The 19,921-nt window shown below is 33.9% G+C and carries 19 protein-coding genes and 1 riboswitch; of the genes, 2 read left to right on the top strand and 17 right to left on the bottom strand.

The genetic code is table 11. The features are described 5' to 3' along the window. From GQ47_RS04060 to GQ47_RS04010, 11 genes are all read right to left on the bottom strand, one after another. A complete protein-coding gene (locus GQ47_RS04060) occupies positions 1 to 777 on the bottom strand; it encodes a thiazole synthase (RefSeq protein ID WP_035645363.1) in 777 nt (258 codons plus the stop codon). After that, positions 758 to 1,396 (bottom strand): thiamine phosphate synthase, encoded by a 639-nt coding sequence (locus tag GQ47_RS04055; RefSeq protein ID WP_035645362.1) that lies wholly within the window; start codon positions 1,394 to 1,396, stop codon positions 758 to 760. Before GQ47_RS04055 ends, GQ47_RS04060 begins: the two co-directional genes overlap by 20 nt. Next, on the bottom strand, positions 1,386 to 2,141 hold the full coding sequence (locus tag GQ47_RS04050; protein ID WP_035645361.1) for a hydroxymethylpyrimidine/phosphomethylpyrimidine kinase: 756 nt from the start codon (positions 2,139 to 2,141) through the stop codon (positions 1,386 to 1,388). Before GQ47_RS04050 ends, GQ47_RS04055 begins: the two co-directional genes overlap by 11 nt. Next, a complete protein-coding gene (locus tag GQ47_RS04045; protein ID WP_035645358.1) occupies positions 2,108 to 2,710 on the bottom strand; it encodes a thiamine phosphate synthase in 603 nt (200 codons plus the stop codon). Before GQ47_RS04045 ends, GQ47_RS04050 begins: the two co-directional genes overlap by 34 nt. Before the next feature lie 33 nt (positions 2,711 to 2,743). Further along, positions 2,744 to 4,567, bottom strand: coding sequence for a phosphomethylpyrimidine synthase ThiC (gene thiC / locus GQ47_RS04040; protein WP_035645356.1), 1,824 nt, complete (start codon positions 4,565 to 4,567; stop codon positions 2,744 to 2,746). Positions 4,568 to 4,664: 97 nt separating this feature from the next. Further along, positions 4,665 to 4,871: a sulfur carrier protein ThiS gene (gene thiS / locus GQ47_RS04035; RefSeq protein ID WP_035645352.1), complete on the bottom strand. Its 207-nt coding sequence runs from the start codon at positions 4,869 to 4,871 to the stop codon at positions 4,665 to 4,667. A gap of 64 nt (positions 4,872 to 4,935) precedes the next feature. After that, positions 4,936 to 5,032, bottom strand: a riboswitch (TPP riboswitch). Between the two features lie 134 nt (positions 5,033 to 5,166). Next, complete coding sequence (locus tag GQ47_RS04030; protein WP_035645347.1) at positions 5,167 to 5,730, bottom strand: DNA-3-methyladenine glycosylase I; 564 nt, start codon at positions 5,728 to 5,730, stop codon at positions 5,167 to 5,169. 71 nt (positions 5,731 to 5,801) lie between these two features. Beyond that, positions 5,802 to 6,242, bottom strand: a complete 441-nt coding sequence (locus tag GQ47_RS04025; RefSeq protein WP_035645345.1) for a lipocalin-like domain-containing protein — start codon at positions 6,240 to 6,242, stop codon at positions 5,802 to 5,804. A gap of 160 nt (positions 6,243 to 6,402) precedes the next feature. Continuing rightward, entirely contained in the window at positions 6,403 to 7,080 is a 678-nt protein-coding gene (locus tag GQ47_RS04020) for a hypothetical protein (protein WP_035645342.1), read from the bottom strand. Positions 7,081 to 7,094: 14 nt separating this feature from the next. Continuing rightward, the gene (locus tag GQ47_RS04015) at positions 7,095 to 7,757 is read right to left on the bottom strand and encodes a queuosine precursor transporter (RefSeq protein ID WP_035645339.1); all 663 of its coding nucleotides are present in this window, start codon (positions 7,755 to 7,757) and stop codon (positions 7,095 to 7,097) included. Between the two features lie 57 nt (positions 7,758 to 7,814). Beyond that, positions 7,815 to 11,477 (bottom strand): TraB/GumN family protein, encoded by a 3,663-nt coding sequence (locus GQ47_RS04010; RefSeq protein ID WP_035645336.1) that lies wholly within the window; start codon positions 11,475 to 11,477, stop codon positions 7,815 to 7,817. Positions 11,478 to 11,723: 246 nt separating this feature from the next. Between GQ47_RS04010 and GQ47_RS04005 the strand changes: the two genes are divergently transcribed. Continuing rightward, positions 11,724 to 13,841, top strand: a complete 2,118-nt coding sequence (locus GQ47_RS04005) for a M3 family metallopeptidase (protein WP_035645333.1) — start codon at positions 11,724 to 11,726, stop codon at positions 13,839 to 13,841. Between the two features lie 153 nt (positions 13,842 to 13,994). Here GQ47_RS04005 and tsf read toward each other — a convergent pair whose 3' ends face one another. The 6 genes from tsf to GQ47_RS03975 all read right to left on the bottom strand — a co-directional run bounded on the left by tsf (position 13,995) and on the right by GQ47_RS03975 (position 18,657). Further along, on the bottom strand, positions 13,995 to 14,957 hold the full coding sequence (gene tsf / locus GQ47_RS04000; RefSeq protein WP_035645331.1) for a translation elongation factor Ts: 963 nt from the start codon (positions 14,955 to 14,957) through the stop codon (positions 13,995 to 13,997). Positions 14,958 to 15,095: 138 nt separating this feature from the next. Continuing rightward, positions 15,096 to 15,860 carry a 30S ribosomal protein S2 gene (gene rpsB, locus GQ47_RS03995; protein WP_035645329.1) on the bottom strand — a complete coding sequence of 255 codons (765 nt, stop codon included), beginning with the start codon at positions 15,858 to 15,860 and terminating at the stop codon, positions 15,096 to 15,098. Between the two features lie 176 nt (positions 15,861 to 16,036). Further along, complete coding sequence (gene rpsI / locus GQ47_RS03990) at positions 16,037 to 16,423, bottom strand: 30S ribosomal protein S9 (protein ID WP_035645327.1); 387 nt, start codon at positions 16,421 to 16,423, stop codon at positions 16,037 to 16,039. Next, complete coding sequence (gene rplM, locus GQ47_RS03985) at positions 16,423 to 16,878, bottom strand: 50S ribosomal protein L13 (RefSeq protein WP_035645324.1); 456 nt, start codon at positions 16,876 to 16,878, stop codon at positions 16,423 to 16,425. Before rplM ends, rpsI begins: the two co-directional genes overlap by 1 nt. Before the next feature lie 193 nt (positions 16,879 to 17,071). After that, positions 17,072 to 17,884: a ferritin-like domain-containing protein gene (locus GQ47_RS03980; RefSeq protein WP_035645321.1), complete on the bottom strand. Its 813-nt coding sequence runs from the start codon at positions 17,882 to 17,884 to the stop codon at positions 17,072 to 17,074. Between the two features lie 26 nt (positions 17,885 to 17,910). Next, entirely contained in the window at positions 17,911 to 18,657 is a 747-nt protein-coding gene (locus tag GQ47_RS03975) for a ferritin-like domain-containing protein (protein ID WP_035645319.1), read from the bottom strand. Positions 18,658 to 18,852: 195 nt separating this feature from the next. Between GQ47_RS03975 and GQ47_RS03970 the strand changes: the two genes are divergently transcribed. Continuing rightward, positions 18,853 to 19,881 (top strand): LacI family DNA-binding transcriptional regulator, encoded by a 1,029-nt coding sequence (locus GQ47_RS03970; RefSeq protein WP_035645314.1) that lies wholly within the window; start codon positions 18,853 to 18,855, stop codon positions 19,879 to 19,881. Positions 19,882 to 19,921: the final 40 nt, after the last annotated feature.

Here is a 19,921-nt window from a genome sequence, read left to right as displayed (position 1 = left end):
TTAGTCATATAAAAACGAAGTCAAAGGACTAGAAGCCGAAGCATAATTTTGCTGATAAGCAACTTTAGCTTCAAAAGCTTTTCTCCCTGCAATGACAGCTTCCTTAAAAGCTTCAGCCATTAAACTTGGATTTCCGGCAACGGCAATTGCAGTATTAACCAAAACAGCATCGGCACCAATTTCCATTGCTTTTGCGGCGTCGGAAGGAGCGCCAATTCCAGCGTCAACAATAACCGGAACTGTACTTTGCTCGATTATAATTTCTAAAAAATCCATAGTTTTTAAACCTTTATTGCTTCCAATTGGGGAACCCAAAGGCATTACTGCAGCAGTTCCAGCACTTTCTAAATGTTTACACAAAACAGGATCAGCGTGAATATATGGAAGGACAATAAAACCAAGTTTAGCCAATTCTTCGGTTGCTTTTAAAGTTTCAATTGGATCTGGCATTAAGTATTTTGGATCTGGATGAATTTCTAGTTTTACCCAGTTTGTTTCTAAAGCTTCACGAGCCAATTGCGCGGCAAAAACTGCTTCTTTTGCGTTTCGTGCTCCCGATGTATTTGGTAATAAATTAATATTCGGATGTTTTAAATGCGATAAAATAGCATCAGTATCGGTTTCTAAATCGATGCGTTTTAAAGCGACTGTGACCAATTCACTTTCTGAGGCTAAAATGGCTTTTTCCATTTCTTCATTTGAACCAAATTTTCCCGTTCCTAGAAATAAGCGGGATTTTAAGGTTTTATCACCAATATTAAACAATGACTTTTGCATATAATTTTTCGTTTAATTGTTGAATTAATTTTTCTTTTTCATCGCTTTCTGTAATAAGTCCAGAAACAGCAATACCGTAAATTCCGGTTTCCATCAACGGATTTATATCTTTCAGAGTAATTCCGCCAATTGCAAAAACGGGAATTGTGATTTTATTTTTCTTCATTTTTTGGAGAATCTCAAAATACCCTGACAAACCTAAAATCGGACTTAATTTTTCTTTTGTATTTGTAAATCGGAAAGGGCCTAAACCAATGTAATCAGCGCCATTTTTTGCATGGTTTTGAATGTCTTCAAACGTATTTGCCGTTCCTCCAATAATTTTTGTGTTTCCTAAAATAGCTCTGGCTTCATCAATTTTCATATCAGTTAAACCAAGATGTACTCCATCTGCCGCAATTAGTTCGGCAAGGTGTAAATCATCATTTACAATAAAATTCGCCAGATATTCTTCGCATAAAAATTTTACAGCTTCTGCCAGAGCAAAAGTATCTTTAGCGGTCTGGTTTTTAAATCGCATTTGTATCCAGTCACAGCCGGCATCAAGCGCCTGATGAATATTATACAATTGTTTTTCGATTGTATTTCCTTGTGAAATGTATTGCAGTTTATTGTACATAGTGATATCCCATTAAGGTTGAGGTTGAACTTAGATATTTTTCTATGTAGGTTTTGGCATTGTGACAAGCTTCGGGCAAAGTTTGTCCTAACGCAAGATTTGAGGCTATTGATGCAGATAAAACACAACCGGAACCGTGTTTTTCAAAGCATTTTTTTTCAGAGGGCAATAAATCAATTATTTTGTTTTTCAGAAAAAGACGATCTGTACCAGGTTCAGAAGTAGAATGTCCGCCTTTTAATAAAATAGAAGTTGGAATTTTATTTTCCTGCCAAATTTTGTTTGGAAAAAAATCAGGAAACAGTATTTCAATTTCATTGTAATTAGGCGTTATCAAATCAATTTTGGACAAAACCTTGTCTAAGTCTAAATGATCTTCAATTTTCATAAATTCAAATTCGGTAGTCGATTTCAAAACCGGATCCCAAACAATTTTTGTTGACGGAGATAAAAGTTTTATGGTCGAAAGAATTCGGTTTAAATAATGAAGAGTTGGAACAATTCCAATTTTTACCACTTCAATTTTATAACTTAAAAAAAGTGTTTCAAGAGAGCGAATCACGAAGCTTAAATTTGTCCATTGAATCTCATAAAATTTATTTTCGGTCTGAATGGTATTTGCCGTTGTAATTGCAAACCCAGTGACCTGATGCATTTCAAAAGTTTTGGCATCGGCTAAAACACCAGCGCCTCCCGAAGGATCAAAACCTGCTATAGCGAGTACGATTGGGCGATTTGCTGACATAATTTGAATTGATTTAATGGATTTTTATTATTCCAAATACTTCCTAAAAGAGCGACATCATCAAAACCTTTTTCCAAAGTTTCCTGAATGTTTTCTGAAGTAATTCCGCCTAAAGCGACAACTTTTGTTTTGTGATTTGTTCTTGATTTTATTTCTTCGAATAAATCCTTTTTTGGATGATAATTTTCCTTTGAAATACTTTTGAAAACAGGACTTAAGAAGGCATAATGAAAATTGCTTTCTAATGAATTAAAGTCTTCAATAGAATGTGTTGATGTTGAATTATACCTACAAGGTTTTGGGAACCTTGCAGGAAATTCTTGGCTTTTGTTTCTTTCTTTTTCAGAGAGATGAATTCGGTTAATTCCAAAATCTTCTGCCAATAAATGATGGCTATGCAAAACCAATTTCGATCTAAATTCCATTTTTATTGGATGAATAAATTGCGCCATTTCCAATTCAGAAAAATCAGGTTTCCGAATATGAAGCAACGATAATCCTTCCTCAAATAAAGAATGAATTATTTTGATTTCATCTGCGACAGCAAAAGGACTCGTAATCACAATCATATCTTTTCTCTTTCTTCTTGAATCTATTTTCTCTTAGATATAAATCTCTTTTCCCTGTTCAATAAATTCCTCTGATTTCTCCTGCATTCCTTTTTCTGCGGCAGCAACATCTCTAATTTCCTGAGATATTTTCATAGAGCAGAATTTTGGCCCGCACATTGAGCAGAAATGTGCCACTTTTGCGCCATCGGCAGGAAGTGTTTCATCGTGAAATTCTCTTGCTGTATCTGGATCTAAAGCCAAATTAAACTGATCTTCCCAACGGAATTCAAAACGAGCTTTACTCAACGCATTATCGCGATATTGTGCTCCCGGATGACCTTTTGCCAAGTCGGCAGCGTGGGCTGAAATTTTATAGGTGATTACGCCATCTTTTACATCTTTTTTGTTTGGTAGACCAAGATGTTCTTTTGGAGTTACATAACACAGCATCGCGCAGCCATACCAACCAATCATAGCAGCTCCAATTGCAGAAGTAATATGATCATAGCCCGGCGCAATATCCGTAGTTAGTGGCCCTAACGTATAAAATGGTGCTTCGTGGCAATGTTCTAATTGTTTGTCCATGTTTTCTTTAATCATGTGCATCGGAACGTGACCCGGACCTTCAATAAAAACCTGAACATCATGTTTCCATGCAATTTTTGTCAATTCGCCTAAAGTTTCTAATTCGGCAAATTGTGCAGCATCATTTGCATCTGCAATCGAACCCGGACGCAAGCCATCTCCAAGCGAAAAAGCAACGTCATATTGCTTCATTATTTCACAGATTTCTTCGAAATGCGTGTACAAGAAGTTTTCTTTATGATGAAATAAGCACCATTTTGCCATGATTGATCCGCCTCGAGAAACAATTCCCGTAACGCGATTGGCGGTTAAATGAATATAACGAAGCAAAACTCCGGCATGAATTGTAAAGTACGAAACACCTTGTTCTGCTTGTTCGATTAGTGTATCACGGAAAATTTCCCAAGTTAAATCTTCAGCAATTCCTTTTACTTTTTCTAAAGCCTGATAAATTGGAACCGTGCCAATTGGGACAGGAGAGTTTCTGATAATCCATTCTCTGGTTTCGTGAATGTTTTTTCCGGTAGACAAATCCATAATTGTATCAGCGCCCCAACGACATGCCCAAACGGCTTTTTCAACTTCTTCTTCAATGCTCGAAGTCACGGCGCTGTTTCCAATATTGGCATTGATTTTTACTAAAAAGTTTCGCCCGACAATCATCGGTTCACTTTCTGGGTGATTGATGTTGTTTGGAATTATGGCTCTTCCGCAAGCAACTTCAGAGCGAACAAATTCGGGAGTTATTTTGCTTTTTGGTGTGTTCGCTCCAAAACTATGACCGTTGTGTTGGCATTGCATGGCTTTGGTTTGTTCGTTTAAAAGTTCAATTCTTTGGTTTTCACGAATCGCAATATATTCCATTTCAGGCGTAATAATTCCTTGTTTGGCGTAATACAGTTGCGTTACGTTTGCACCTTTTTTAGCTCTTTTTGGCTGATGTAAATATTCAAAACGAAGATGATTCAGGCTTTCGTCCTTCAATCGGCTTTGGCCATAATCTGAAGTGATTTCGTTTAGAATTTCTACATCATTTCGGTTAAGAATCCAGCTTTCGCGTAAGCGTGGCAATCCTTTTCTAATGTCGATTTCAACATCCGGATCAGTATATGGACCGGAAGTATCGTAAACGGTTACGGGAGGATTTTTTTCAATTCCACCGTTTGAAAGTTTAGTGTCGCTAAGATGAATCTCGCGCATTGCTACTTTTATTGGATGGATTTCTCCATCGATATATACTTTTTTAGAATTTGGAAACGGGGTTCTGGATATTTGTTCTTCGTTTGTCATAGGAAAAAGAAGTTATGAGTTATGGGTTATGAGTTATTGTAGAGGCGCACAGCAGTGCGTCTACGTCTAGTATGTAATTGGATTTAGAATTTAAATTTTACCCGCCTTGAGTAGCAGAAATAATTAAAATCTCGTCAGTTTCTTGTACGAAGAATTCGTTCCATTTGGTTTTTGGAACAACGGTATTGTTGATAGCAACAGCGATTCCGTTTTGTTTATGCGGAATTTCGAGATCGAGCAATGATTGAACGCTTAGCGATTCAGCATTGAAATGTTTAGTTTGTTGGTTGATTTTTAGTTCCATTCCTTTTGAATTTAGTATATAGATATACTTTAGGAATGGCTACAAGAACGCATAAAATGCGTGCAGAAGTCATCTTACTTTTCCCTACGCTAGTATGAACTAGATCAGGTTCAGAGGGTAAAATCTCAGCCTACAAGTTGTAGACACCCCTAAAGTGTGAAGCAAATATATGTATTTTTTGTTTGAGAGTTTAAAAAAGTTTCAAATTTCAAGTTTCAGGTTCTACTCGAACAGAATTTTTTGTCTCTATTACAATCGCAATGAAACCTGAAACTTGAAACCTGAAACAAAACTTTTATTTTGTTCTCGTCCAGCAATCCTCCGCATGATCATTGACCATTCCGGTGGCTTGCATGTGCGCATATATTACAGTTGAACCGACAAATTTAAAACCTCTTTTTTTCAAATCTTTACTGATTTCATCTGAAAGTGGAGTAGTGGCTGGCGCTTCTTTTGAAGTTTTTAGATTGTTTATAATGGGCTTTCCATCTGTATATTTCCAGATATAATCAGAGAAACTGCCAAATTCTTCCTGAACTTTCATAAAAGCTTTAGCATTTGAGACTGCAGCTTTAATTTTTAGTTTATTTCGGATAATTCCAGTATTCTGCATTAATTCTTCGATTTTGTCTTCAGAATAAGCAGCTACTTTTTTATAATCGAAATAATCGAAAGCAGCTCTGAAATTTTCTCTTTTATTCAAAATTGTTATCCAGCTTAATCCAGCCTGAAAAGTTTCCAAAATCAAAAATTCGAATAGAGTTGGGTCGTCATAAACTGGAACGCCCCATTCTTCGTCATGATATTTTTTGTATAAATCGCTGGAATTGCACCAGCTGCATCGAATTTTGTTTTCCATCTTTTTATTTTAAAGGTATAAAAAAAGCCTCATTTCAAAATGAAGTGAGACTTAATTTAATTAGTAATAATTTACTTTCTTGTAAACTCGGTTAAAGCATAAATGGCATTGTCATTTCCTTTAGTGATTTTTAGTCTTAAAGTTGTTTCGTCTAACTTCAATATCTCGTAAGTTAATTCATTGTTTAATATGTCTTTAGTTTTTAAGGTGTTATCTGATTTTGACCATGTCCCATCATTATTGTATTCTTTACATTTTGAATTAGCATATTCATATTGTAGTTCTTTGTAATTTCCATTTTCTAAAAATTCAATTTGGTTATTGCTACATCCGCCTTGTGGAGTAATAGGTAAGAGAAGTTGATTGCCATTTAAAATGTTTCCTCCTTTTGTAAGTTCCCATTTACCAACGATTGATGCTTTTGCTTCAGGGTTATTTTCATCATTATCATTACTACTGCATGATGATAGTAATAAACCAACTGAAACAAATAAAAAAGCTAATTTTTTCATTTTATTAAAAATTTATTGTTAAACAAGTTGCAAAAATACAAAGTATTTACTTGTTAAAACAATAAAATTGTAAGTTTTTTCTTCTTTTTAATTGTGCTATTGACGATTAATTATTATTTTTTACGTTTTAATATCTAATGGATGTATTAAGAAAAACTGCTTATCGCCCTATTTGCCAGCTGTATCCCTTCACACTCGGAATATATGCCGAACGACCAACAATAACTAAATTAGTATAGATTTTTCGATTGTATTTAATACCGATAGCATTGCCGGACATATACATTTTATTGGCTTTGAATTTTACTTTCATTTTGCCGTCTTCAAGTTCTGCATCTGATACTTTTTCAACAAGCCATGTTGACTTCCATTTCACGGATAACTCATTTTCAGCAGTTTTCGTAACGCTTTTAACTAGTTTAACTGCTTCTTCAGGAATTTCAAAGTTTTGTGTGAGTTGCTCTTGCGTCATTGTTTGACCCGTTTTACAGTTGTTGAGAATCTTTCTGATATTAACGAAATTCAGCAATTTGTCGTTTGCTTCTTTTTTGATATCAATATTTGCATTTTTGGGATTGCTTTCCAGATTAAGAGCTGGAGTTATGGCAATGGTGTTTTTTACAGCAAAAGTTTTTTGATTTGCAGCAGTTTTTTTCGTTCCAATTTCCTGCGGTGCCTTGATATTTTTGGATGCTATTTTTACACCAGTTTTAACAGGAGCTGGTTTCAGCATATTGACGGGCATGATTATTTTTTTAGGTGGCTTTTTTTCGTCACGGCCACAACTAAAAGAGAAACATGTTAATGCGAATAAAATAAGTAAGCTAACATTTTTCATAACCCGATTATTTTTTATTCTTTGTGAGGAGGATCTTCGTCTAAATATTTTTTAATCAAATGGTGTCCGGCATATATTAAAGGCGTCAGCAATATGGCAATCGATAATTTAAAAGTATATCCAATTAAAGCAGAAGATATAAATGTATCAAAGTTGATTTTTCCCGGTAGCCAAAATGCAATTCCAAGAACAATAAACGAATCAAATAATTGCGAAATTACTGTTGATCCTGTTGTTCTAAGCCATATTTTTCTTTCGCCTGTACGTCTTTTGAAAAACCAAAAAATCCAAACATCAATTAATTGAGATGCCATAAAAGCAATCAAACTTCCAACAATAATCCACATACTTTGACCAAAAACAGCCTGAAATTGGTCATCATTTACAGGACTTATCCCTTTTGCAGCAGGAATTACAATAGCCATAAACAAAATTAGAAAAGCATAAGCAATCAAACAGGCTGTAATAAAGGAGAGTTTTTTTACTCCTTTTTCACCAAAATATTCATTTATCAAATCGGTTGTCAAGAAAACAACTGGCCAGGGCAAAATCCCGATGCTCATTACAAAAGGACCAATCTGAATGAGTTTTCCGCCAATTAATTCGGCTACGACTGCATTTGTTATAAATATACCTGCCAGAATTACAAAGACAATTTCTTTTTTGGTTTTAAACATATAAGCTTATTATAAAATCTGTTTTTTCAAAGTTAATTATTTTAAGCTTATAATAAATTAATATTCTCCATCAAGAATATTTTCATCTTCGATCTTTTGTTTTTCAAAACTCGATCTCAAATGTTCTTTGTTTAAATATTCTGTAGCTATTAAATCGTATTTGTTTTCTAAATCTTCTTCGTCATTAAGTTGTTTTGAATCGATTATATTGAAAGCAAGCGGATTTATTTTTCCGTTTTCGTTTATAAAACCAATTGTGTACAGCTGGTTTTTTTCCAGATCTTTTGCTTTTACTTTATAATAGAAAAGTGAAATCTCGTGACCATCTTTCTCAATGATTTTCTTTTTCATCAATGAAATGCTGTCTTTTTCAGAAAGGCTCAGAAGATTAATTGCGGCAGCTTTTGAAATTTCTTCATCCGAAAAATGAATCAGTTCTTTTTTATTCTGATTTAATAAAAGATTAATTGTAGCAAATTGTGTTTTTGGATCTTTTAAGAAGCTTTCAATTTCTGCCGAATTCAGTTTGTTGTTTACAATTCCTAATCGGGCCAATTCAATGTTCAATTCCAGAATATCAAGCTTTCTGATTTTGTCCAAAATATCTTTAACTGGTTTTTCTTCAGCATAATTGTAGATTAAAGTTGTATAAGTAAGCAAATCAGCTAGAGATTCATTAGTGTCAAAATAAACTGCTGTTGCTTCCAGATTATCATTGTTTTGTTTTGCTTTATTTTTCTGATTCCAACTTGCGACTCTTTTGTATTCTAGTTTTGTATTGGTCAGAATTAATTTTTTAAACGCTTTTAATTTTTTAACCGAGATTAATTTTTGTTCAAAAAGCGAGTTGCAAAAAGTTATTACAGGATTGTGATATTCCTTAATGCTGTAATACTGAAAAACATTAGGAAACAATTCTTTGCTGTTTTCTGAATCTTCTTCAAATGCCGAAAACAAGTTTGCAATCGCGTATTGATTATCCGGAATTGGCAAATCGTAATCGAACAATTCATTTATTTTTTTGTAAGCCGTTTTTGATTTTTGATTCGAAAGCGCTTTTAGAATACTAATTTGAATATCTGTTTTAACGGCTTCTTTTTTGTAATAATTTTCCAAATACGAAATAACTCTTTCGTCTTTCATTCCGCCTATTTTTTCTAAAAGAGTAGTAATGGCGTCGGTTTCATTTTCTTTAAAATTGAAAGTATCAATAAAATTGGTCAGACTTTCAAAATCATTATCTGAAACATCCAGCGTGTTTATTGATTTTAAAGCCGAGTAACGAATTGTATCGCTTTTGCTTTTTGCATCTTCAATAAAAAGTTTCACTTTATCCTCACTGCTTTCAGTTTGATTGTTTTTTACAAAAGAGAGTGAATTGAAAGTTTTTTCAATAAAAGCATCTTCATTTTTATAATTTTTGCCCACAAGAGTGCTCAACAAATACGTTGTATTGTCTTTGTACAAAACTTTATATTTTATGGCTTGAACGGCATTTGGTTTAGAAACTATTGCGTTTATAATATAGCTTTTATCCTCTTTGTTGTAAGTAGTATTTTCAGTTATAAACTCATAATTGTCTTTTTTGTTCAAAAGCATTTTGTTCCAAAGCGATGCTGAAAAACCATTCTTCGTATATACTTCGGCACTTAATAAAGAAGTCAGATTATCAGTGAAATTTTCATCATCAAAATAGGTTTCAGTGAAATCTTCATAATCTTGTTTTAAAAATTCTTTTTTGAATTTATTCTGAATGGAATCAATAGGCAGATTGCGCTCATATTTTGGATATTTATAATATTTCAGAATAATTTTTTGACCTGTTTCGGAATTAAAATGCTGAAATTTTATGGACGAATTAAAAGTGTTTTTTCGTGTTTTTTTGTCAGGATTAAGATTTAAAAACAAGTTTTCATTTTCTTTCTCCGGAATTTCTATTTTGTAGTTTGCAATTGAATCAACATAGATTTTCGATTTTGACGAATAGACAAAAGGCGAAATTGAAAACGATTTAAAAAATCGATTTGTATTTTCTTCTGATGTATTTACAGTTCCAAGTAAATAATATTTATTTCCGGCGATTACCGTTTTTAATTTCATATTTCTGTTTCCTATTTTTGAGGAAGAAATCAATGAATTTTCTATTTTATTATATTGTACATCAGTTGAATCCTGATCTTGTTGCAAATAAAACTCATAATGAATTTGTCGTTGTTCGTACTCTGAATTTTCTAAAGTTTCAATATCATTTAAGGTTTTTTCTCTTAAAAAATAATATCCTTTCTCTTGATTGTCAAAAGCCTGAATATCAATATCAGGTCCCGTTTCAGTATTATTTCCAAAGACAAAATTGAAGGAAGGAATTTCAGCTTCAAATCCGCCTTTTAGTGGTTTTATTTTCTCCCATTCATTTTTAAAAGGCTTTATTTTAATGTTTTCAAAAACTTCATTTTCATATTGGCGAACATAATTTGACGGACCTGTCATTGATACCGAAATAATCTCAAGAGGCGTAACAAAGAATTTAGAATGCTGGCTATTTCCTGTTTTGGTCACATTTTTTATATCATAACCGGCGTAATTATTTTGTTCAAAATACTTTTTCTCAATAATGTCTCCGGCTATGTTTTCAAAAAATAAACTGTCTAAAGATTTAATATTGTACGGAATGTCATTTTTTTTCAAAAAATAATTTAACGGAATTCTTTTGATTGTAATGGCGCCGCCATTTGTAAAATCTGGCGAACCTAAATTTTCATTTTCGTCAATAGTTGTTTTATACAAAGGCAATTGCAGCATTTTGTCTTTTGTAGTTGTAACGCTGAAATTTGGATTTGGAAAGTAAGCTTCAATTGTTTTTTTCTGATTTTTTCCACTTTCAGTAAAAGTGTCAATTATAGGTTTTACAGTATAACCTTTTTGTCTTAAAAGTGCAATAATACCTTCATTTCCGCCAAGATGTGCCGCGCCCACAGCAGAGAATAAACTTCCGGTTTTTGCAATAGAATCAATGCTTTTGGTCATCACTTTATTGCGGTTTACAATAAGAGCATCATGTGCCTTTTTAGAAAACATCAGTTTGTAAATAGAGTCCAGCATAACAATATCTTTTTCCCTATAATATTCTTTAAGTACTTCTGTTGGGTTTCTATTTTTTAAAATTTTCAATAAAGCTGTCTTGTTTTCGTCTTTCGCAACAGCATCTTCATCCATTATGTTAAGTATAGAAAGCATAGATTGTTTTGCGTCTTCAAGTCCGGCGATTTTCTTTTTGTATTTTTTTCCGGTCTGAAAAATAAACATGTCAAGAACGGTGTTTTCCTGAAAATCAGCCTGATCTCCTTCGGCTCCTGACAACATGTTTTTGAAATATTTCGCATTATCGTTTACAAAAAGAGTCTTAATATTTTCTTTGCTCGCAGGGAACAAATAAAACTCCGAATAAAAACTTGGTGAGAAATTATAATCATCATTTTTCATTAAACCGTTTAGTTCTCCCCAGGTTTCCGGATTGCTTTCGTTTGCCACGATATCTGATCCTAAAAGATTTTTGAAGAAAGAATCTGATAAATGAAAAGATACTTTTTCATTGACATGCATGGTTCCGTACAAATAAGAATTTTTGGTTAAACCGTTGCCGGATATTTCCCAAAAAAGACTTTTGTTTTGTGCCTGAATAACCGAAGTTATTAATAATGAGATATAAAGTAATTTTTTCAAGAGAAAACGATTAAAGGTTTTGGTAAACAAATATAAAACAGAATAGACTCGGATGTTTACGGTTTCCCGTTTTTATACGTTTTTTTTATAAAGGATTTTCTGAACAACCCCGAATGCTTTTCTGAATTATTAATGTTTTAGAAGAAATGATTTTTTTTAACATTCTGTGAATAGTTTGTGATTGGTAAATTTTAGGTATTTTTGGAGAAGAACAAGTTTCTATTATTTATAATCAAATTAACGAGAATGAAAAAATTAATGTCAATTTTTATCATGAGTACAACTTTTTTTGCGGCTTCCGCACAAAGCAATTCTGATAATCCGTTGCTAAAACCTTGGTCAGGTCCTTACGGAGGAGTTCCTGCCTTCAATGAGTACAAAGTTTCCGACTTTAAACCAGCAATTCAATTTGCTATTCAGGAAAAATTAAACGAAATAGATGTTATTGCGAATAATCCAAAACCAGCTACTTTCGAAAATACTATTGTTGCTTTAGAGCGTTCGGGAGGGACAATTGAACGAATTCTGACTGTTTATGGGATTTACAGATCAAACTTAAGTAGCCCTGAATTTAGTGCAATTGACAGAGAGTTGTCACCTAAATTTTCTGAATTTTCAGATAAAATCAATCAAAACAAAAAATTATTTACCAGAATCGAAACGGTTTATAATTCAAAAGAAAAAAGCAAACTTACAGGTGAGCAACAACGTTTAATTTGGTTGTATTATACTAATTTTGTGCGTCAGGGCGCTCAGCTAAACGAGGCTGATAAAGCTAAAGTTGCAGGAATAAATAAAGAATTGGCAACACTTTTTACACGTTTTAGCCAAAATTTATTAGCAGAAGAACACAATCAATACGTAGCTTTAAAAACAGAAAGCGATTTTGATGGTTTGCCACAAGAAGTTAAAAATGCAGCTATAGCTGAAGCAAAAGAAAGAAAATTAGATGTTTTAGGTTGTATTGCAAATACACGTTCTTCAATAGAACCATTTTTGACTTTTTCAACTCGTAGAGATTTAAGAGAAAAAGCATTTGATATTTTTGTGAAACGTGGAGATAACGGAAACGAAAATGATAACAATGCTACACTTGTTTCTATTTTACAATTGCGTACTCAAAAAGCAAAACTATTAGGTTATCCAACATTTGCTGATTGGAGTTTGTCTAACAAAATGGCAAAAGATCCTAAAAAGACTTTGGCTTTAATGGAATCAGTTTGGGAGCCAGCTGTTGAGCAAGTTCATAAAGATGTTGCTGAAATGCAAAAAATCGTTGATGCTGAAGGAGGGAATTTTAAAATCCAGCCTTGGGATTACCGTTTTTATGCTGAAAAAGTTAGAAAAGCAAAATATGACTTAGATCAAAACGAAGTGAAACCATATCTTCAATTAGAAAATTTACGTGAAGGTATGTTTTGGGTTGCTGGAGAATTATTCAATTTAAGCTTCAAACAAATTACAAATGTTCCAGTTTATCACCCAGATGTACGTGTTTGGGAAGTAAGCAATAAAGTAACAGGCAAAGTTGTAGGTTTATGGTATTTTGATCCTTATGCTCGCGCAGGAAAACGTTCTGGAGCGTGGATGAATGCTTACCGCGATCAACAGAAACTTGATAAAGATGTACTTACAATTGTTTCTAATAACTGTAATTTTGTTAAAGGTGCTCCAAATGAGCCAATTTTAATTTCTTGGGAAGATGCTTCGACTTTATTCCATGAATTTGGTCACGCCCTTCACGGATTATGTTCAAATGTAACATACCCAAGTTTAGCAGGAACAGCTGTTGCAAGAGATTATGTTGAGTTTCCGTCACAATTATTAGAGCATTGGCTGGCAACTCCGGAAGTATTGAACAAATTTGCTTTGCATTATAAAACAAATCAGCCATTGCCTCAGGCTTTAGTTGACAGAATTGAAAAAGCAGCAAACTTTGGAGAAGGTTTTTCAACTGTTGAAACTATTTCTAGTTCTTTAGTTGATATGAAGCTTCATTTGGCTACACAGCCTATTGATCCGCATAAATTTGAAAAAGAGACTTTAGATGCGCTTCATATGCCTTCAGAAATTGTAATGCGTCACCGTATTCCGCAATTTGGGCATATTTTCTCAAGCGATGGATATGCTGCAGGATATTATAGTTATTTATGGGCTGATGTCATCAATGCTGATGCGTGGGAAGCTTTTACAGAAGGAAAAGGTGCTTACGATAAAGCTGTTGCAAAAAGACTTTATGATACTGTATTTAGTGTAGGAAACACTATTGATCAGGAGAAAGCGTATGAAAACTTCAGAGGAAGAGCTCCGAAATCAGATGCTTTGATGCGTGCAAGAAACTTCCCAATTAAGAGTAAAAAATAATTCGGAATTATTTATAAAATCAAGACTGTCAGAAATGGCGGTCTTTTTTTTGTACCATCTAAAACAATTATCCATAAAAAAAGCCCATTTGTGTCAAACAAATGGGCTTATATAATAAAGTAATGATATTTAAAATATCAAAAAAGAATTTGATTAACCTAAAGTAACTCTTTTGAAACCAGTGATTTCAGTATTGAATCCTTTAACATAATCACCAACTTTTTTACTATCATCTTTGATGAAGTTTTGATCTAATAAAGCTTTCTCTTGATCTAAAGTAGTGTTGTCAGAGATGAAACGTTGAACTTTTCCAGGAATAATTTTATCCCAAATTTGTTCTGGTTTACCTTCAGCTTTTAATTCAGCTTTAGCATCTTCTTCAGCTTGTTTTAAAACTTCTTCAGTCAATTGAGAGAAAGAAATGTATTTAGGAACATTTTTTAAAGTTTTTCCTAAACGTTTTGCTTCTTCATTGTCTTTTTCGATTACAGCAATACGAGCAGCAAGTTCAGATTCAACGAAAGCAGGATCAAAATCTTTGTAAGATAATGTATCAGCTCCCATAGAAGCAACTTGCATAGAAACATCTTTAGTTAAAACGTCAGCGTTAGGAATTGCAGCAGAAATTGCAGTTAATGCAGCAATTTTGTTAACGTGAACATAAGATCCAACGAAAGCACCTTCTAAAATTTCGAAACCACCGATTTCGATTTTCTCACCGATAACACCTGTTTGCTCGATTAATTTTTCAGCAACAGTAATTCCGTTGAAATCTGAAGCTAAGAATTCTTCTTTAGAAGAGAAATTGATAGCTCTTTCAACTAAATCTTTAGCTAAAGTTACGAAAGCTTCATTTTTACCTACGAAGTCAGTTTCGCAGTTTAAAGTGATGATAGCTCCTTTAGTGTTGTCTGCATTAACAAAAGAAACAGCAGCTCCTTCAGAAGACTCACGGTCAGAACGGTTAGCAGCAACTTTTTGTCCTTTTTCTCTAAGAACTTGTATAGCTTTATCGAAATCTCCATCAGCTTCAACTAAAGCTTTTTTACAGTCCATCATTCCGGCACCTGTAGATTGTCTTAATTTATTTACGTCTGCAGCAGTAATTGTTGCCATAATATTTTGAATTTTAATGTTAAAAGTAAAAATTCCATCTTCTAAATCCCAAACTCCAATTTTATTAAATTATCAACATAACGTTTTTAATTTTGTATTTGGAATTTGGAATTTAAAATTTGGAATTTAAAATTTGATTTATTCTTCAGTTGCAGGAGCAGCTTCAGCCTCAACAGCAGGAGCTTCTTCAGCAGCTTCAACTTCTTTTTCAGCACCTCTGTCAGAAAGACCTTCGATTACTGCAGTAGTCACTAAAGATAAAATTTTGTCAATTGATTTAGAAGCGTCATCATTTGCAGGAATCACGTAATCAACCTCTCTTGGGTCAGAATTCGTATCAACCATTGCGAAAACTGGAATGTTTAATTTTTGAGCTTCTTTTATTGCGATGTGTTCAGCTTTGATATCTACTACGAACAATGCAGCTGGTAGTCTAGACATGTCAGCGATTGAACCTAAGTTTTTCTCTAATTTAGCACGTAGACGATCAACTTGCAAACGCTCTTTTTTAGATAACGTCATGAAAGTACCATCTTTCTTCATTTTATCAATAGAAGACATTTTTTTAACTGCCTTTCTGATAGTTACAAAGTTAGTTAGCATTCCACCAGGCCATCTTTCAGTGATGTAAGGCATGTTTGCAGCTTTTGCTTTATCAGCAACGATGTCTTTTGCTTGTTTTTTGGTAGCTACGAATAAGATTTTTCTACCTGATGCAGCGATTTTTTTCAAAGCTTCATTAGCCTCTTCAATTTTAGCTGCAGTTTTATATAGATTGATAATGTGAATACCATTACGCTCCATATAAATGTAAGGAGCCATGTTTGGATCCCATTTTCTAGTCATGTGTCCGAAGTGAACACCTGCTTCTAGTAATTCTTTTACTTCTATTTTGTTTGCCATTTTTGTACTAGTTTACGTTCTGTTGATTAGCAATGTATAAATGGCGATTTCTCTGGCTTTATACATTTAGATGCTAAACTATATCCTACCTCGATAGGAGAGCAACAATAACTGTGTTTTTTAATTTCAATAAATAATTGATAATGTCTTGTCCCATCTGAACAAGACAGGTAATATTAACGTTTAGAGAATTGGAATCTCTTACGAGCTTTCTTCTGACCGAATTTCTTACGTTCAACCATTCTTGGGTCTCTTGTTAATAAACCTTCTGGTTTAAGGATTCCTCTGTTTTCAGCGTTAACTTCACACATTACGCGTGCTAATGCCATTCTTACAGCTTCTGCCTGACCAGTTGTACCACCTCCGTAAACGTTTACTTTTACATCAAAGTTACCAGCGTTTTCTGTCATAGAAAGCGGTTGTAAAACTTTGTATTGTAAAGTTGCAGTTGGAAAGTAAGTTGCGAATTCTTTTTTGTTTACAGTGATGTTTCCAGTTCCCTCAGAAACGTATACACGTGCAACAGCGGTTTTTCTTCTACCGATTTTGTGAATAACTCCCATTACTTAAGATCATTTAGGTTAACAGTTCTAGGTTTTTGAGCTCCGTGAGTATGCTCAGCACCTACAACAACATTTAGATTTCTGAAAAGTTCTGCTCCTAATTTGTTTTTAGGTAACATACCTTTTACCGCTTTTTCTACTAATAATGCAGGGTTTTTAGATTGCAATACTTTAGCAGTTAAAGTTCTTTGTCCTCCTGGGTAACCTGTATGACGCATGTAAATTTTGTCATTCATTTTTGTACCTGTAAGGTTAATTTTCTCTGAGTTGATAACAATTACGTTATCTCCACAGTCAACGTGCGGTGTGTAACTTGGCTTGTACTTACCTCTTAAAATCATTGCAACTTTAGAAGCAAGACGTCCTAAGTTATGACCTTCAGCGTCAACAACAATCCACTCTTTAGTTACAGTGGCTTTGCTAGCTGAAACTGTTTTGTAGCTTAATGCGTCCATAATATTATTTTAATTAAACATTCCATCCCCAATAAAGGGGATGCAAAAGTACAATTAATTATTTTAAAACCAAATACCTGAAAAGAATATTTTATATCCTGAAAATCAGGCTCTCAGTTTTGTATTTAAATCATTAAAAAAAAACCACCTTCACGATAACGCGAAGATGGTTCAATATTTTGTTTTTTTTGTGTTAAACAATAAATAAATTGGCAATGTCAACAACTTGTTGTGTATTCAGCGGTTCGTCATAAGCTTCTGATCCTGCGGCCGCTCCAAACAAACTGGCAGTATTGTAGCCGGCCTGCATAGAGACACCTTCACCATCATAAACGGCCTGTGTGGCTGCTGGCATTCCTGCACCTCTTTCGGCATTTGAAATCCAGCCTTTTAATCCGCGTAAGCGTCGAACTTCAGATGCATGTCGAGCTTCAACAGAATGAATTTGCAAAGCAGCTGTCAATAAATCGGGAGTTGAAATTAAATTCGCAGCTTGACCTTTGTAAGCTCTAACGCCTGTATCTTCGAAAGCTTGCGCCAATGCTAAAAAGGTTGGATAATCATGAAAAGGATCAAATGCGCCTCCAACGGTAAAATCAAAAGTAGGTTTTGCAACAAAATTAGGACTCATTGTTCCGCCCAATCCTGCAATTAAAAATTTAACATGATCAGCTTCGTGATCTGCGATTTGCTGAAAAACTTTCAAATCACGTCCGCCATTTTCAGAAGCGGGAATTACTCCAGAATCTAATGCCATTGCATAAAATTCGTTTTCAAGGTATTCTAATGTCAGTGCAAACTGTAGAGCTCCAATTGGAGTTGCTGGTGTTGCTGTTATATCTTTTGCAAGTGCTTTGTTTGCCATTGCTGATAATCCGAATGGGATTGATGCCAATGCCAGATTTCTTCCTATGTTTCCAAACTGATTAAAACTGTCTCTTCTAGAGCCGGTTCTTGCCATTAAACTATCATCAGTAAAGGTTTCTATAAATTTTAAAATATTCATAATTTCTAAGTTTTAGCTAGTTAAGATTAAGGTAAATAGTTGGCAGTGAATTTTGTAGTAATAAATCCTCCGGCAATGGGCAGAATTTTGGAAGGATCTTTTGCAACATCTAAGCCTGTTGATGTATTTACTATATCGTCACCCGCAAAATCTTTGGAATTAGGGTTTATCAAACTTCTTATTGCTGAGGCATGTCTCGCTTCAACAGAAACAATTTTTCCGGCTAATAATAAATAATCGGCGCTTTTAATTAGTTTTCCAGCGCCGTTGTATGCTGCAACTCCCGTGTCTTCAAGTGCTTTTGCAGTAGCAAGAACATCGTTACGGCTGTTGAAATTCATGGAGCCATAGTTAAATGCCAAGGAGGGAAGCAGTTGTGAGCTAGGATCTGGAAGTGCTCCAGTCAAAGCAGCTTTGAAGAAATCTCTATGAATTACTTCGTGATGATATAAATCGGTTAAAACCTGACGTTCAATATCATTAAAAGTAGAGTTAAAATTTGAGGCGTTTACGACCTTCGTATAAAAGTCGGCTTCTAATTGCTCAAGTGCATATGCGTACGTTAATACGCCAAAGTCTCCTGAACCTAAATCAAACACTCCGTTCTTTATGCCTGGCAGGGTATTATCTTGCATATCGTTATCATCATCATTGTTGCTGCAGCCAGCCAGAACCAAACCTGCACTAACTAGCGTTAAGCCACTGAGCTTTAGAAAGCTCCTTCTGTTATTCAGTGAAGGGTCAACTTCATGAATTTTAACTTCGTTTTTCATAATCAAGGTCTTTTATAAGGTTAATAAAGCGTATATTAGAGTATTAACGAGATTTAAGGAGATGCGGTTTTAAAAATCAGTGTTATCTTGCTTTTATTTTCAAAAGACCTTATATTTTTAATAAGTGGTAGGGCTTTTTTGTTTTATTTTAGGTAATTCTACTATATTTGTATTAATTACATAAAATTTTAATAGATGAAAGCTAAAGCAACTCTTAAACAAATTGCGAAAGAACTAGGTGTTTCTGTGTCTACAGTGTCTAAAGCATTGAACGATAGTCCGGAAATTAGTGAGCAGACGAAGGTGAAGATTAAGGAGTATGCCAAACTCAAAAATTATAAACCGAATGTTATTGGTCTGAATTTAAAGAATAGAAAAACCAAAACTATTGGTGTAATTATACCTAATATATTGAACTCTTTTTTTGCTAAAGTTTTTAGCGGAATCGAAAAAGTAGCCGACAAAAAAGGATATAATGTAATTACTTGTATTTCTAATGAATCTTTAGAAAAAGAAATTCATACGCTTGAAATGTTGAGCAACGGAACTATTGATGGTTTTATTCTTTCAGTTTCTGAAGAAGCACAAAAGCTTCAGGATTACAATCACTTTTCGGAAATTATTAATGACGGAACTCCAATTGTAATGTTCGACCGTATTGCTGATGAAGTTGATTGTGATAAAGTTGTGGTTGATGATTTTGACTCTGCTTTAAACTCAACACAGCATTTAATTAATTTGGGATGTAAAAATATTGCACTGATTTCGTCAGTCGATAATTTAAGTGTTGGAAAATTAAGAGCTGATGGATATTTGAAAGCTTTAAAAGACAATAATATTCCAGTCAATGAAAATATCATTCTTCGAACTGATTCTGAAGATGATATGAAAGCTAAAATTGATTCACTTTTTGATCATAAAATCGACGGAATTTTTGCTTTAGATGAAAATGATTCGGTTGCTGCTTTAAGAGTGAGTTTGAAAAAAGGATACAGAGTTCCAGAAGATATTTCGATTATCGGTTTCGCGGATGGAATTTTAGCTTCAAGACGTTTGTCTCCAAGTTTGACAACAGTAAGCCAGCACGGAATCGAAATTGGTGAAGTTGCTGCAAAACGACTAATCAAAAGATTGGAAGAAAGCGAAGAAGAAACTTCAGATTATGAAACAATCGTTATCAAGACAGTTTTGAAAGAAAGAGAATCGACTAGAAAAGTAAAATAATTAAAAAACCACCAGCGACAACTGGTGGTTTTTTTATGTT

This window comes from Flavobacterium sp. ASV13 (assembly GCF_000745775.1).
GTDB lineage: Bacteria > Bacteroidota > Bacteroidia > Flavobacteriales > Flavobacteriaceae > Flavobacterium.
The sequence above is the reverse complement of the archived record's forward strand: the minus strand, read 5'-3'. Positions and strand labels throughout refer to the sequence as shown.